This is a genomic window from Streptomyces sp. NPDC028289 (genome assembly GCF_055565975.1).
The window spans coordinates 1,182,623-1,197,795 of sequence record NZ_JBVHTI010000002.1; the positions used below are offsets into that span (position 1 = coordinate 1,182,623).

The following is a 15,173-nucleotide window of genomic DNA, read 5'->3' on the forward strand; positions in this document are numbered from 1 at the left end:
CCCTCGTTGGCTTGACCTCGACGGTGTGAAGGTCGAAGAGGTGAAAGCACTCCTGGAGCAGTTGTCCTCCGCGGCTGCCGCCGGGAGCGGCGATGGATGGAGGCAGACCTGGACGTACCTGGCCGGCGGTCTGATGGACGACGGGACCGTCTTCGACGGGGCCTATGCCGCTCTGCCGCATCTCGTCGAGGCGGCAGCGGCCCTGCCTCCGGGACAGACCGCCGACTTCTGGGTGGACTTGGGATGCATCGTGACCGCGGAGGACAGGCCCCCCGTCCCGGCCGATCTCGAGACGGGGTTCGGCGCCGCACTGCGTCTGGCCGAGCGGGCGGCCACCCGAAGCCTCCTTGCCGCCGATACTGCTCCGCAGGTCTGTGCCCACCTCGTGCTCGCCTGCGTGGCCTTCGCCGGCCACCACATGGGCGAAGCGTTGTGGCGGTTCCCCGATCCCCGGGAAGCTGACCTCCTGCTGATATGTCCCGAGTGCGAGAGTGATACCGAGATCCCCGACTTCTTCGTCGACCCGGCACGTCCGCCCGCCGAGGCTCCGGGGCTCCCTGATCCCGCCCATGTCAGGCAGGGAGGACATACCTGGCGCGAGGTCGCTGCAGCATTGCGCGAGGAAGCGGTGGGAGAGGAGTGGGAGCCCTTCCTGCGGGTGGCACGTGAGGTCGCGATGGCCGGGCTACCCCCCGAAACACCGGGGCAAGCCGTCCTGTGTCTGGTCGTCGGCATGGTGGCGGTCGCGGGCACCCCGCAACAGGACGCAAGGGAGTTGGCCCGCCAACTGATGGCGCTCACCGGAGACTTCCGCTGCTGGGACTGCGAGCGGACGTGGACGATCGCCGACGGCCTGGCGGAGAACCCGGCCGGTGCGAGCCCCCGGCACCGTCCGACGGAGGCGCGGGCGGACTCCGACGAGTCGGCCGCCACGGTGGAGTCGACGGCGCCCGGACGAACAGGTGAAGCGGCGACTCGGTTCCGGCAGAACGGGAACGCGGTGCTCGCGGCCGACGGCACCCCCTGGGGCCGTATGTCGGTGTTCTCCGATTCGGCGCCCGGTTCATCCGGGGGTGTCGACGCGCTGGCGGTGGTGTCCTGCCCGGGTCGGCCGACGCTCGTGGCCGGCGCCGGGGACAGGGGCGTGGTGTGCCTGTGGGACGTGGCCGACGCCCGGCTCGTCCATGCCCCGCTGCCAGGACATCGTGACCGTATCCGCTCGATGACGGCCCTGCCCCTGCCCGACGGCCGCGTCCTTCTGGCGAGCGGAGGCGACACCGGGACGATCGCCCTGTGGAACCCCGTCACCGGGCAGCCGATCCGCGAACCGGCCGGGGACTGGCCCGGCGGGGTGACCGGAATGTGTGTCGCCATCGTCCCCGACGGCCGCACCCTGCTCGTCACCGCCACCCCCAAAGGCGCGGTCCGGCTGTGGGATCCGGAAACCGGTGAGTGCGTCGGGCGCCTCAACCCCTATGGCAGTCCGATCCAGTCGATCGCCGCCGTCCCGATCGCCGCCGGCCACACACTGATCGCGGCCGCGGACACCGCGGGCCGCCTTCATGTGTGGGACCCGGCCGTCGAGGACCCCTGGGAAAACGGCGCGGCCGTGCAGTTGAGCGCCAGTGCCCTCGCCGATGCCGACCACCGGGTGGTAACCGTGGCGGCTGTGCCCACACCCGACCGAACCATGTTGGCCACCGGAGACAACCAGGGCGTGGTCATGCTGTGGGACCTTGCCACCGGTGCCCCGGTCGGCGACGGTCTGCCCGCCTCGACAGGCACCGGGGGCCTGCCGGTCATCACCGCCTCCACCCTGCACGACGGCCGCACGGTCCTGGTCACCGGCACCCGTCACGGTCACCGGCTGAGGGTATGGGAACCGGAGACCGGCGCGGTGGGGCACATCGCCCTGGATGTGGTGCTCGCCTGTCTGGCCACCGCGGGTCCGGATCTGATCGTCGGGCACGACCGCGGGGTCCTCAGCCTCCCGCTCACCAGACGATGAACGCGTTCAGCCGAGACCCGTCTCACCCCGTCGCGCGGAGCCTCGGGACGGATGCCGAGAAACCGCGCGACGTGCGCGACAGGCCGGTGCCTGTGGCCCGAGCCTCGCGGATACCGCCCCCCGCGCGGCTCGTCCGGCCACGGACGGGATGGGCGGGCACGCCGCGCTGCATCGGCTGAGGACGCCGTCCCGCGGCGCCGGGCCGGGAGTTCACCGCCCGTGCGGCGTCCAACTCTCCGGCCGGTCCGCGTTGTCCCATCGATCCGTCGTAGCCGTCTCGCGTCGGCTTCGACCGTGACGGGACCCGAGAGTTGCGAGGCCGGGCGAGGCCAACGGGCTGTAGGAGCACGCGGATTCACGGTTGCGCCGCCCAAAAGCGACATGCCGGGGTTCGTTTCATTGCCGGTTTGCGCGGTCTGGTCGCGTACAAGGGCGCCGGGTGAACGCGGAAGGCCAACGATGCCTGCGCAGGGGGAGCGATGACTGGTGTCGACGTCGGCGACAGACCGCTGTGGAAGGTACCCGGCGGGGGCATTCCCTACCGGACGCCGGCCATAGCCGACGGCGCCGTCCATGTCCATGATGATCTCTTCGATCTGGTGGCGGTCGACGCGGACACCCGACAGCGACGCTGGACACTGCCCAACGACTCCCCGATCGAGGCATCGCCGTTACCGGCACCGGCGTTGTGTACTTCGCCGACAGCGCCGGCCCTCTGAGATCTCTACCGAACCCGGCGGTTCACCCCTCGCTCTGCGCGCACCTCCGTTGTGCGATAGGCGATGCGATGCAGACCGGACTCGTGCAGCGCGTCGCAGACCATTGACCGAAGGCTTGCGTAGTTCACCAGAGAGAAGACGTCGCCCTCGGGGAGACGGCACCTGTGCGGCAGCGTCCAGCCGGTGGACCTGGCCATGGCGTCGACACGTTTCAGGGAGCGTCTGGCGGCAGAGCTATGACCGTCGGTGGGGACCAGTTGGGGACCACACAGTGTGCGCGATGGCGCACGAGGGATCCTGCTGCGCACATCATGCGTCCTGATCAGATCCGTACTATCCAGAAAAATACCCTTGCCCCTTACTCCTGGGGGTCAAGGGGTCGCAGGTTCAAATCCTGTCGTCCCGACCAGCTTTGTTGCAGGTCGGAGGTCGTTCTCTCGTTTGCGGGAGGGCGGCCTTTCGCGTTTCTGGACGGCTGGTGGTCGCAGTGTGGTCGCAGGCCGGGTTCGGGGCTGGGCTGCGGTGGCGCTGAAGGACGGCGGGGCGGGGGAGCGGAGCCGATGGAGGGCTTCGCGGAGCCGTTGGATGTGGTCGCGTGGTGATCGCGGCTGCTTCTGCCGGGCCTGCCGGTCGGCTCTCTGTTCGGCTTGTGTGAGGGTCCGCTCGATGGTGCCGACGGCTTTTCGGGCGGCTTGCTGGGTGAGGTGGCTGTATGTGTTGGCCGTGGTGGACAGGGTGGAGTGGCGCAGTGTCTTGGCGACTTCGGTGAGGGGACGCCGGCGGCGATGGTGAGGGTGGCGGCTAGCGGCTCAGGGATGAGCGAGGTCCGCTCCCGGCTGTGGCGAGCCCGAATGGCCGGTGGCGGTGTCATGGGCGGTCACCGTGGGCAGGCCGTCGGACGGGCGGGGCACGCGCGTACGTTCCGCGGGAGTCCGGGTACGTCGGAGAGCAATGGTGCGGCGTCGTGCGCGCGGGGGCGAGTACAGGGAACGATGCTCCTCGTCTTCGGGGACGTGACCGTCCCCTCCGCCCGCTCGGCTCGGCCTCGCCACGCCCTTCCCTCACCCAGCCCGTTCCCCGCTCACCCGTGCCAGTACCTCCCGGATCATCTCCGCGCTGATCATGAAGTGCTCCTGGGCGATCTCCTCCGCCCGCTCCGGCTCTCCCGCCGCGATCGCCTCGTAGAGGGCGGCGTGCCCTTCGCCCGCCCGGTGGAAGTGGCTGCGCTCGCCCTTCCCCCACGGCTCGATCGGGAAGCCGAGGCTGATCCGGGTCAGCAGTTCGCGACTGAGCCGGGTGATCTGGGGGTTATGGGTGGCCTCGCAGATGGCGCGGTGGAAGGCGCTGTCGGCGGCCTGCTCCTCGCGGGGCGTGCTCGCGGAGAGATGCGCGGACAGGGCCTCCCGCATCGGCGCCAGGTCCTCGGGCCGCCGGCGCCGGGCGGCCGTCGCGGCCACCATGCCCTCCACAAGCCCGCGCAGGTCGAAGAGCTGCTCGAACTCCTCCCAGCGGGGCAGCAGGGTCCGTCGGACCGCGGCCCCGGAGGACTCGCTCCAGCTGTCCTGCACGAACGCCCCGCCGTTGCGGCCCCGGCGGATCTCGATGATCCCGAGGGCCTGGAGCCGCCCGACGGCCTCGCGCACAGTGGGGCGGCTGACGTGCAGCAGCCCGGTGAGTTCGCGCTCGGCCGGGAGCCGTTCGCCGGGCAGGAAGTCGCCCACGGCGATCGCGGTGAGGAGCCGGTCGGCGACCTCGTCGACGGCCGAGGTCACCCGCACCGGGCGAAGCGTGGACGAGAGGCTGCCACCGAGGAGGACGCGGTCGATCAGGCGCGCGTACTCATCACCGCTTCCCGAAGGCCCGAGCGAGTCAGGTGACTCTGCCGACTCTGATGCGGATGTCAGGTGTCCTCCCGAAAATCGTCGCTTCTGTAAACGCAGGCGACCCACGTAAACCCGCCGTTACGTCTTGCCCTGGCCCGACCAAAAGGTCTTGTGGGCTGACCTTTTTCCCCATCACTATCTCACTCATCCGTCACCCCCAACGTTTTCAGACAGCGGTCGGCTGATTCCGGCCGGTCTGGGAGGCTTCCCCGTGGCGATCCCTGAACCGAACCACACCGGAACCGCCGACTTCAACGGCTATTCCACCTGGTACCGGATCACCGGCGAACCGGGCAGGACACCCCTGGTGGTCCTGCACGGCGGCCCCGGCGCCGGGCACAACTACACCCTCAGCATCGCGGGCATCTCCCGACAGGGCCGCTCTGTGATCCACTACGACCAGCTCGGCACCGGACACTCCACCCATCTGCCCGCCGAGGGGGCCGATTTCTGGACCGTCCAGCTCTTCCTCGACGAACTCGACAACCTGCTCAGGGAACTGGGCATCGCCGATGCGTACCACATCCTCGGCCAGTCCTGGGGCGGCATGCTCGCCGCCGAGCACGCGGTGCGCCGCCCACCCGGGCTGCGAGGTCTGGTCATCGCCAACTCCCCCGCGTCCATGGAGCTGTGGCTCAAGGCGGCGGCCGAACTCCGCGCCGAACTGCCGGAGGAGGTCCAGCGGACCCTGCTCGCCCACGAGGAGGCCGGGACCACGGACCACCCCGATTACCGGGCGGCCGAACAGGTCTTCAACAACCGCCATGTCTGCCGCCTCACCCCCAATCCGCCAGAGGTCCAGGCGACTTGGGACAACATCGAGGCCGACCCGACCGTGTACCACACGATGAACGGCCCGAACGAGTTCCACGTCGTCGGCACTCTCAAGGACTGGTCCGTCATCGACCGGCTGCACCTGATCGAGGCACCGACCCTGCTGGTGTCGGGACGGTTCGACGAGGCCACTCCCGAGACCCTCCGCCCCTTCGCCGACCGCATCCCCGATGTGCGCTGGCACATGTTCGAGCATTCGAGCCACATGCCGCACGTCGAGGAAGAGGAGCTCTACCTCCGGGTCGTCGGCGAGTTCCTCGACTCCACCGACTGATCCCCGACCGAGACCGGGAGAGTTCACCGCCATGCCTCGCAGCGCCCTACCGCACCGCGCCAGACGGAGCGCGTTCGCCGCCGCCACCGTCGCGCTCGCCCTGACCGCCGCCGCCTGTTCGTCCTCCGACGACGGATCCTCCTCCGACCCGAGCAGCTCCGCCTCCGGCTCGAGTTCCGCCGCCTTCCAGTCACAGCACAAGGGCGGCACCCTGAAGCTGGTCGCCCACGCGGCGGCGGGCAGCTTCGACCCGCAGGTCAACTACACACTCCAGTACTGGCAGCTGTACCAGTCGATGTACGACGGACTGCTGGCCTTCAAGAAGGTGAACGGGCAGGAGTCCTTCACCGTCGTCCCGGACTTGGCCACCGCCATGCCGAAGGTCAGCAACGGCGGCAAGACCTACACCTTCACGCTCCGCAAGGGCGTCACCTTCTCCAACGGCAAGGCCCTGACCACCGACGACGTGGTGGCGTCCTTCGAACGGATCTTCAAGGTCTCCAGCCCCACCGCGGGCACCTTCTACAACGGCATCGTCGGCGCCGACGCCTGTCTGAAGACGCCGGCCTCCTGCACCCTGCCCAAGGGCGTGATCGGCGACGCGAAGACGGGCACGGTCACCATCAACCTGACCGCCGCCGACCCGGAGTTCGCGTACAAGCTGGCCGTCCCGCACGCCAGCATCGTCCCGAAGGACTCGCCGGCGAAGGACGCGGGTACCAAGCCGCTCCCGACGACGGGCCCCTACATGGCGGCGTCGTACGACCCCAACCGGGCGTTGAAGCTGGTGCGTAACCCGCACTTCAAGGAATGGTCGCGCGAGGCGCAGCCGCAGGGCTACCCGGAGGACATCGACTACACCTTCGGCCAGACGGTCGAGTCGGAGGTGACCGCCGTGGAGAACGGCCAGGCGGACTGGATGTACGACCCGCCGCCCGCCGACCGCCTCAACGAGATCGGGACCAAGTACGCCTCCCAGGCGCATGTGAATCCGCTGACCGCGTTCTGGTACGCCACTCTCAACGTCAACATGGCGCCGTTCAACAACAAACTGGCCCGCCAGGCGATCAACTACGCGGTCGACCGGTCCGCCGTCGTCCGGCTGTACGGCGGCGCGAACCTCGCCTCCCCCGCCTGCACGATCCTCCCGCCGGGCTTCCCCGGACACGTCGACACGTGCGACTACACCAAGGGCGGCGGCACCACCTGGAAGGCCGCGGACCTCGCCAAGGCCAAGGAGCTGGTGAAGAAGTCCGGTACGGCCGGTCAGGAGGTCGGGATCGTCGTCCAGGACGACGACGTCAACAAATCGATCGGGCAGTACCTCCAGAGCCTGCTCACCCAACTCGGCTACAAGGCGACGCTCAAGCCGCTGTCGGCGAACATCCAGTTCACCTACATCCAGAACACCAAGAACAAGGTGCAGCTGGCCCTCACGTCCTGGTACCAGGACTATCCGGCGCCTTCCGACTTCCTCAACGTCCTGCTGTCCTGCGCCAGTTACCACCCCGGCAGCGACTCAAGCATCAACATCTCCGGGTTCTGCGACAAGGGCGTCGACGCCAAGATGCAGACGGCGATCAAGACCGCGCAGACCGACCAGGCGACCGCGGACAAGCAGTGGGGCGCCATCGACCAGGAGATCATGGGTGAGTCGCCGGTGGTCCCGCTGATCAACCCGAAGTTGATCGACTTCACTTCGACCCGGGTGGGCAACTACCAGTTCAGCAAGCAGTTCTACATGCTGCTCGGGCAACTGTGGGTGAAATGACCCCCGCAGTCGCCCCCGCGGTGAACCCTGCCCCGTCGACCGAGGCCCGGCGCTCGCCGGGCCCCTGGCGGACGGCCGCCGCCGACCTGCTCCGCAACAGGTCGGCGCTGGCCGCCGCCGCGGTCCTGCTCCTCGTCGTGCTGGCGACTCTGTGCGCACCGCTTTACGCGGACCACATCGCCCGCACCGACCCGTTCCAGTCCCATGTCTCCGGCACCACGGTCATCGACGGCAAGACCGTGCCGGTGCTCACCCCGAGCAGCACCGGCCTCGGCCTCGGCGTCACGCCCATCGGCCCGACCTGGGACCCCGCTCACTACTTCCTCGGCGCCGACAACCAGGGCCGCGACGTCATGGCCCGCCTGCTGTACGGCGGCCGCACGAGCCTGTTCATCGGGGTGACGGCGGCCCTGCTGTCCTGCGCCGTCGGGACGGCCGTCGGTGTGGTCGCCGGGTACGCGGGCGGGGTCGTGGACTCGGTCATCTCCCGGATCCTGGACGTCATCTGGGCGTTCCCGGTGTACCTGCTGGCGATCTGTCTGTCGGTGGTCCTGCTCACGAACGGCCTCAAGCTGGGCCCTGTCACCGTGGAGGCCGGCAGCCTCTGGCTGCCGATCACGATCATCGCGGCGATCTACGTGCCGTACATCGCGAGGCCGTTGCGCGGTCAGGTGCTGGTCCTGCGGAACAAGGAGTACATCCAGGCGGCCATCGGCTCCGGCGCCCCCACCCTGCGCATCCTGCGCCGCGAGGTGCTGCCGAACGTCGTCCCCACGGCCATCGTCTTCGTGCCGCTGATGACCGCGCTGGCCATGCTGACCGAGTCGGCGCTGTCCTTCCTGTCGGTGGGTGTCCAGCCGCCCGACGCCAGCTGGGGCACGATCATCCAGGACGGTCTGGGACTGCTCTACACCCGTCCCACCGTGACCATCGCCCCCGGTCTGCTGATCGCGCTGACCACGGCCGCGCTCAACGTCCTCGGCGACGGGGTGCGCGACGCCCTCGACCCGGGCGCCCGGCTGCGCGGAGGGGTGTGACCATGCTCGTCTTCGCCCTCAAACGCTTCGGCTCGGCCCTGCTGGTGATGTTCGCGATCAGCGTGCTGGTGTTCCTGATCTTCTTCGCCACCCCGGGCGTCGACCCGGCGGCCCGGATCGCGGGCCGCAACGCCGACGCGGCCACCCTCGCCCAGGTGCGGCACTCCTTCGGCCTCGACCGGCCGCTGCCCGTCCGCTATCTGCTGATGATGCGGCACCTGCTGATCGACCGGGACCTGGAGTCGTTCGTCAACCGCGGCTCCAAGGTCATCCCGCAGATCGTGCAGGCCACCCCGGTCACCCTCTCCCTGGTCATCGGCGCGGCCCTGATCTGGATGACGGCCGGGATCCTCATGGGCACGGCGGCGGCGACCCTGCGCGGCAGGGCCGCCGACCCGCTGATCATGCTGGTCGGTGTCGTCGGCGTCTCCCTCCCCGCCTACTGGCTCGGCGAGGTCGTCAACCTCCTCACCCAGAAGCAGTTCCACGACTCCCTCTTCTCCTGGGTGCCGCCGCCCGGCTACGTCGGCCTGGGCCAGGACCCCGGCCAGTGGGCGCTGCACATGCTCTTCCCCTGGCTGACCCTGGCCCTGCTCTACGCCGGGATCTACGCCCGGCTGCTGCGGGGCGAGGTCGTCACCGCGCTCGGCGAGGACTACGTCCGCACCGCCCGCGCCAAGGGCCTCTCGGAACGGCGGATCCTGCTCCGGCACGCGCTGCGCTGCTCCCTCATCCCGATCGTGTCGCTGTTCGGCCTGGACTTCGGTGCGCTCGTCGGCGGGGCCGCGCTGCTGACCGAGGTGGTCTTCGGCCTGCCCGGCATCGGCAAGCTCACCTACGACGCCCTCCAGAACCTCGACCTGCCGGTGATCATGGGGACCGTGCTGTACGCGGCGTTCTTCGTAGTCCTCGCCAACGCCCTGGTGGACATCCTGTACGCGCGACTCGACCCGAGGGCCCGCCATGCCTGAACCCCTGCTGGACGTACGAGACTTGCGGGTACGGTTCCGCACCCGCCAAGGCCTGGTCACCGCCGTCGACGGACTCTCCTTCTCCGTCGCTCCCGGCGAGGTCCTGGGCGTGGTGGGCGAGTCGGGCTCGGGCAAGAGCGTGTCGATGCTGGCCGTGCTGCGGCTGCTCACCAACCCGAACGTCACCGTGTCGGGCGAAGTCCGCTTCCGGGGAAGGGACTTGATGACCCTGCCCGACAAGGAGATGCGGGCGGTGCGCGGCCGGGAGATCGCCATGGTCTTCCAGGACCCGATGACCGCCCTGACCCCCGTCTACACCGTGGGCTGGCAGATCGCCGAACAGATCCGGGCACACGAGAAAGTCTCCCGCAAGGAGGCCGGGGCCCGCGCGGTACGGCTGCTCTCCGACGTGGGCATCCCCGACGCGGCTTCCCGGGCGCATGCCTACCCGCACGAGTTCTCCGGCGGCATGCGCCAGCGCGCGGTCATCGCGATGGCCCTCTCCTGCGATCCCGCGTTGCTGATCGCGGACGAGCCGACCACGGCGCTGGACGTCACCGTCCAGGCGCAGATCCTCGATCTGATGCGGGAGTTGAACGCCCGCGGCTCGGCGATGGTGCTCATCACCCATGACATGGGCGTGGTCTCGCAGATCGCCGACCGGGTCCTCGTCATGTACGGCGGCCGGGTGGCCGAGGAGGGCCCGCGGCGGGCGGTGTTCCACGGCCCGCGGCACCCGTACACCTGGGGCCTGCTGGACTCGGTGCCCCGCGTGGGCGGCCCCCGGCTGCGGCGGCTGCCCACCATCGCGGGCATGCCGGTCTCGCCCGGTGCCCTTCCGGAGGGCTGTGCGTTCGCCCCGCGCTGCCGATTTCGCCACGACCGGTGCGCGGAGCGGCCCGTGCTGACCCCCGGCGGCGAGGACGCCTCGCACCTGGACGCGTGCTGGCTCGCACCGGACGACCGCGCGGGACTGCGGCTGACCGCACGAGCGGCCGACGGGAAGCAAGGCAGGGACCAGGACGCGGAGGTGGCGTCGTGACGACAGCACAGGACGGTACGACCGTCCCCGCGCACGACGTACTGCTGCGCGCCACGGACATCACCAAGCACTACCCCCTCCGGGGCGCGCGCCCGGTCCTGCGCGCCGTCGACGGTGTCTCTCTGGAGGTGCGCGGCGGCGAGACCCTCGGTGTCGTCGGCGAGTCGGGCTGCGGCAAGTCCACGCTGGCCCGCTGTCTGGTCCGGCTCACCGAACTCACCGGCGGGCGGGTCGAGTTCGACGGGCAGGACATCTCCACCCTCTCCACGCGCCGCCTGCGCCCGGTGCGGCCGGGCATGCAACTGGTCTTCCAGGACCCGCAGGCCTCCCTCAACCCCCGCCGCCGCGCCGGGGACATCGTCGCCGAGCCGCTGCTCGTACACCGGTACGGCGACGCGGGCGCGGTGCGCCGGCGGGTCGCCGAACTCTTCGACGTCGTAGGACTGGCGGCGGCCCATCTGGACCGGTATCCGCACGAGTTCTCCGGCGGTCAGCGCCAGCGCATCGGCATCGCGCGGGCCCTGGCCACCAGCCCGAAGCTGATCGTCGCCGACGAACCGGTGTCCGCGCTCGACGTGTCGATCCAGGCCCAGGTGCTGAACCTGTTCGCCGACCTCCAGGAGGAGTTCGCCCTCACCTACGTCTTCATCGCGCACGACCTCGGAGTCGTACGGCACGTGTCGGACCGGATCGCCGTCATGTACCTCGGCGAGATCGTCGAACTCGCCGAGACGGAGGCGCTGTACACGGCCCCCGCGCACCCGTACACCCAGGCCCTGCTGTCGGCGGTCCCGGACATCGACGACGGCACGCTCGCGGACGACGGGCCGCCCCGGGAACGGATCGTCCTGACCGGGGAGGTGCCCAACCCGGTGGACAAACCCACAGGTTGCCCGTTCCGCACCCGCTGCCCCTACGCCCAGGAGCGGTGCGCGGCGGAACGCCCACGGCTCGCACCGGGCGCCGCCGGCCGCCAGGTGGCCTGCCACTTCCCGCTGGCCGGTTGAACGGAGCGATGGCCGCGATCAGGGACACCAGGGCGATGAGCTGCTCATCGTCGTGGTGCCTGGCGGCCATCGCGCGGACCTCGTCCGGGGTGTCGGTCCCGTCGGCGATGCGGATACCCTCCCGAGTGGCCCTGCAGCCGCCGCTGGTGACCACTGCCTTCACCTGGGCCCAGTCCTCCAGGTAGTCGGGGCCCATGGAGCGGCCGAAGCCGCTGTGCTTGTAGCCGCCGAAGGAAGCGCCGATGTCCCCGCTCGGTCATGTCTCGCGTCCACACGGTGGCGGTCAGTCCGTACCGGGTGCCGTTGGCGACCGCGACCGCTTTCTCCTCGTCCTCGTAGGCGAGCACGGAGAGCACCGGGCCGAAGATCTCCTCCTCGGCGATGCGCATCGCAGGGGTGACCCGGTCGAAGAGGGCGGGTTCGACGAAGTATCCGCTGTCGTACAGCTCGCCGGTGAGCTTGCCGCCCCCACGACCACTTCGCCGCCCTCTTCCCGGCTGATCAACCAGGTAGTCCAGCGCCCTCTTCTCCTGCCGGGCGTTGATCAGGGGGCCCATGTCGAGCGGCTGGTTCCACAACCCCACCCGCACCGAGCGGAAGGCGTCCGCGACCCCGGCGACGAGTGCTGCTGGCGATCGTCCATGCGCGCGCCCCCGCATCCGACTGCCGGACGGCCTTCGACGCCGGCGAACACCGCACCGCTCAGCATGGCTCAGCGTGTAACAGCTCCCCTCCATCATGGTCGAGGGAACGCGGCGGGTGGCGATGATCCAGGAACGGCTGGCACGGAGGGCGGCGAGCTCGGCGGCGGTGCGCGTCCTGCCGTGTCCCTTCGAGGCCGTACCCGTGCAGGAGGCCATGTGGTGGCACCCGGTGCACACGCAGGACGCGGCTCGCATCTGGTTGCGGCAGAAGGCGGCGGAGGTGGGGGCCGCGTTGATGTGAGTGCCGCGCAAGGTTGTGGGGCGGGTGCGGCTACGTTGTGGCTGGTCGCGCCCACGCGGCGGAGCCGCACATCGACACTGCCCCGCGCCCCTAGGGAGTTGCCGTTCTGCCAGTTGTTGCCAGGGCGCCCGCCACCAGGGCTGCTGCCAAGCCCAGGATCCCCACCGCCCCCGCGAGACTCCCCACCGCGGCCTCTCCGGCGAGCAGCACCAGCGGGCAGACGAACTCGCCGCCGAAGAAGGCCGCCATCCACAGCCCGGTGCCGCGGCCGCGGTCCTCGAAGGCGAGCCGGGACATGGCGCTGGTCAGCAGGGCGGGCAGCAGCATCCCCGTGCCGACGCAGTTGACGACCGCCCCGGCGACCAGCAGCGGCGCGTTGCCTGCCAGGAACATCAGCCCGAAGCCCACCGCGCACACCGCCAGGACCACGGGCAGCATCGGCTCCGGCGAGCGCTTCAGACCGGCGAAGGCGACCGCGCCGCCCACCGTCGCCGCGCTGGCGACGGCCGTGGCCAGTCCGATCACCCCGGAGTTCTGCACCCCGAGGTCGTCGAGCAGGTACGACATCTCGACCGGGACCGTGTAGAAGACCATCGCGCCGAAGAAGGCCAGGGCGCAGATCCCACCCAACTGCGTCCAGGGGAACGGGCGTCGGGCCCTGTCGGCCGGCGTCCCGGTCGCCACCGCGCGGGGGGCCGGGCTCGGCAGCGCCGTCGCCATCAGCGGGGCCAGCAGCAGACTCACGGCGTACACGAAGAACGGCACGCGTCAGCCGGCCGATCTCGCCGCGCCGCCGAGCACGAAGAAGGCCGTGGCCGAGGCGGACGCGCACATGGTCTGCAGGGCCAGGTACTTCACCCGCCGCTGCCCCGAGTAGTAGTCACCGATCAGCGTGGTGCAGCACGTCATGATCGCGGCCTCGGCCACCCCGACCAGGGCTCGGCTCGCGATGATCGCGCCGAGCGGGTCCAGCCAGAGCGGGGCCGTGCCGAACACGGCGTACAGCAGGGTCGCCACGACCAGCAGCCGCTTGCGGCCGAGCCGGTCCACGATCACCCCGGCGAACGGGGCCAGCACGGCGAGGGCCAGGGCCGGCACGGTCAGCGCGAGCGGCACCAGCGCCTTGGCACCCGGCACGGCTGCGCAGTGGTCCTGCATCTTCGGCAGGACGGGGGCGATCAGCACCGCCCCGAGGATGGGCAGACAACTGCCCGCCATCAGCAGGGTCACCCGCAGCAGATGGGCGGGGCCGGAGACGGCCATGGGCGGCGGGGCGGTGTCGTCGGCCGCGGTGGCGGACGGCGGCGGAACGGAACCGGGCATCACGACTCCAGGAACGGTGAGCGGAGCGGGCATGCCTGCGGGCGCCGAGAGGTGCACGGCATGCAGGGGACGGCCGCACGGCAGCGGCTGTCCGGACAGCGGCGTGCGGGGTACGCACGACTATGGGCGGTCCGCCGACCGCCCGCCATCCTCCGCGCGATCCGAATCCCGTACAGCCGGGCATCCAGGCCATGGATGACCTCACCCGCGCAGAGGGCCCACCCTCGGGGTGCGGACCGACCGACTCGGGGTGGAGGGGGCAGCGCGCCTGTCCGGTCGAGCGGCCGTCGGGAGGAGAGACAGGGCCTCCGGGCCGACCTCGGTGGCCCGGTCGCTTACGCCGTGCGGACATCCGGCGGGAGTAGTCTGAGAGTGGGAGTTTGAACTCTCAAACATTCGCTCATCGGAGAACGTCATGCGCGTCGCGATCACCGGATCCACCGGACTCATCGGTTCCGCCCTCACCCGTTCCCTCCTCGCCGACGGACACCGCGTGCTGCGTCTGACCCGCGGCCGGACCGTGGCCCGGGCGGCGGACGGCAGCGAATCCGCGGCGTGGGAGCCCGGCGCCCGGCTGGACCCGGCCGTCCTGGACGGCGTCGACGCCGTGGTCCACCTCGCCGGTGCCGGGGTCGGCGACCGGCGCTGGACCGCGGCGTACAAGCAGGAGATCAGGCTCAGCCGCCTCCAGGGGACGCAGACCATCGCCGACGCCTGTGCCGAGGCCGCCGAGCGGCCCCGGGTGCTGATCTCGGCCTCGGCCACCGGCTACTACGGCGACACCGGCGACCGTGTCGTCACGGAGTCCGATCCGGCCGGAAACGACTTCCTGGCCTCCGTCTGCGTCGGCTGGGAGGCCGCCGCCGCGCCGGCCGAGCGGGCCGGCGTCCGCGTCGTGCACCCGCGTACCGGTCTCGTCGTCTCCGCCGACGGCGGCGCCTGGGGCAAGCTCTTCCCGCTCTTCCGGTACGGCCTCGGCGGCCGGCTCGGCTCGGGCGACCAGTTCTGGCCGTTCATCTCGCTGCCCGACCACATCGCCGCCCTGCGCCACGCGATCGACCACGAGGACGTCGCCGGTCCCCTCAACTTCACGGCCCCCGAACCGCTCACGAACCGCGAGATCACCCGTGCGACGGGCCGGATCCTGCACCGGCCCACCCTCGCCGCCGTCCCCGCCTTCGCGCTGCGCACCGTCCTCGGCGAGTTCGCCGAAGGCATCACGGGCAGTTGCCGGGCCGTCCCGGAGGGCCTGCTGAAGGCGGGCTTCACGTTCCGGCAGCCCCGTATCGACGAGGCGCTGCGCGCCGCCCTGGACCAGGGTTAGCCAGGCGGCCATGCCAGGCCCCGGTGGTCGCCCCG

General features: G+C 70.6%; 11 protein-coding genes and 2 pseudogenes. 10 read left to right on the top strand and 3 right to left on the bottom strand.

All coding sequences use genetic code 11. From position 1 onward, the window contains the following. Positions 1-40: 40 nt before the first annotated feature. The gene (locus ACZ4UV_RS13265) at positions 41-2,008 is read left to right on the top strand and encodes a WD40 repeat domain-containing protein (RefSeq protein ID WP_467837783.1); all 1,968 of its coding nucleotides are present in this window, start codon (positions 41-43) and stop codon (positions 2,006-2,008) included. 479 nt (positions 2,009-2,487) lie between these two features. Continuing rightward, positions 2,488-2,727 carry a hypothetical protein gene (locus tag ACZ4UV_RS13270; protein ID WP_451016694.1) on the top strand — a complete coding sequence of 80 codons (240 nt, stop codon included), beginning with the start codon at positions 2,488-2,490 and terminating at the stop codon, positions 2,725-2,727. 1,061 nt (positions 2,728-3,788) lie between these two features. Here the strand turns inward: ACZ4UV_RS13270 and ACZ4UV_RS13275 are convergent. Next, positions 3,789-4,505: a FadR/GntR family transcriptional regulator gene (locus ACZ4UV_RS13275; protein ID WP_390982659.1), complete on the bottom strand. Its 717-nt coding sequence runs from the start codon at positions 4,503-4,505 to the stop codon at positions 3,789-3,791. Between the two features lie 316 nt (positions 4,506-4,821). Here ACZ4UV_RS13275 and ACZ4UV_RS13280 point away from each other — a divergent pair, with 316 nt between their 5' ends. The 6 genes from ACZ4UV_RS13280 to ACZ4UV_RS13305 are packed head-to-tail and all read left to right on the top strand — an operon-like array spanning position 4,822 to position 11,546. After that, entirely contained in the window at positions 4,822-5,718 is an 897-nt protein-coding gene (locus ACZ4UV_RS13280) for a proline iminopeptidase-family hydrolase (protein ID WP_451016693.1), read from the top strand. A 31-nt stretch (positions 5,719-5,749) separates the two neighbouring features. Continuing rightward, positions 5,750-7,489, top strand: coding sequence for an ABC transporter substrate-binding protein (locus ACZ4UV_RS13285; protein ID WP_467837786.1), 1,740 nt, complete (start codon positions 5,750-5,752; stop codon positions 7,487-7,489). Further along, a complete protein-coding gene (locus ACZ4UV_RS13290) occupies positions 7,486-8,526 on the top strand; it encodes an ABC transporter permease (RefSeq protein ID WP_451016691.1) in 1,041 nt (346 codons plus the stop codon). Before ACZ4UV_RS13285 ends, ACZ4UV_RS13290 begins: the two co-directional genes overlap by 4 nt. Before the next feature lie 2 nt (positions 8,527-8,528). After that, complete coding sequence (locus ACZ4UV_RS13295; RefSeq protein WP_467837788.1) at positions 8,529-9,497, top strand: ABC transporter permease; 969 nt, start codon at positions 8,529-8,531, stop codon at positions 9,495-9,497. Next, positions 9,490-10,539 (top strand): ABC transporter ATP-binding protein, encoded by a 1,050-nt coding sequence (locus ACZ4UV_RS13300; RefSeq protein WP_467837789.1) that lies wholly within the window; start codon positions 9,490-9,492, stop codon positions 10,537-10,539. Before ACZ4UV_RS13295 ends, ACZ4UV_RS13300 begins: the two co-directional genes overlap by 8 nt. After that, entirely contained in the window at positions 10,536-11,546 is a 1,011-nt protein-coding gene (locus ACZ4UV_RS13305; protein ID WP_451016689.1) for an ABC transporter ATP-binding protein, read from the top strand. Before ACZ4UV_RS13300 ends, ACZ4UV_RS13305 begins: the two co-directional genes overlap by 4 nt. Positions 11,547-11,590: 44 nt before the next feature. Here the strand turns inward: ACZ4UV_RS13305 and ACZ4UV_RS13310 are convergent, their stop codons facing one another. Continuing rightward, on the bottom strand, positions 11,591-12,286 hold the full coding sequence (locus ACZ4UV_RS13310) for an aldehyde dehydrogenase family protein (protein WP_467837947.1): 696 nt from the start codon (positions 12,284-12,286) through the stop codon (positions 11,591-11,593). Here ACZ4UV_RS13310 and ACZ4UV_RS13315 point away from each other — a divergent pair. After that, positions 12,270-12,491, top strand: a pseudogene (locus ACZ4UV_RS13315) (LysR family transcriptional regulator); the annotation flags it as partial. The gene ACZ4UV_RS13310 and the pseudogene ACZ4UV_RS13315 sit on opposite strands and share 17 nt — an antisense overlap. 90 nt (positions 12,492-12,581) lie before the next feature. On the opposite strand, the pseudogene ACZ4UV_RS13320 reads toward ACZ4UV_RS13315, so the two are convergent. Then, positions 12,582-13,814 (bottom strand): annotated as a pseudogene (locus ACZ4UV_RS13320) (MFS transporter). 415 nt (positions 13,815-14,229) lie between these two features. Here ACZ4UV_RS13320 and ACZ4UV_RS13325 point away from each other — a divergent pair. Then, positions 14,230-15,138 (top strand): TIGR01777 family oxidoreductase, encoded by a 909-nt coding sequence (locus ACZ4UV_RS13325; protein ID WP_451016687.1) that lies wholly within the window; start codon positions 14,230-14,232, stop codon positions 15,136-15,138. Positions 15,139-15,173: the final 35 nt, after the last annotated feature.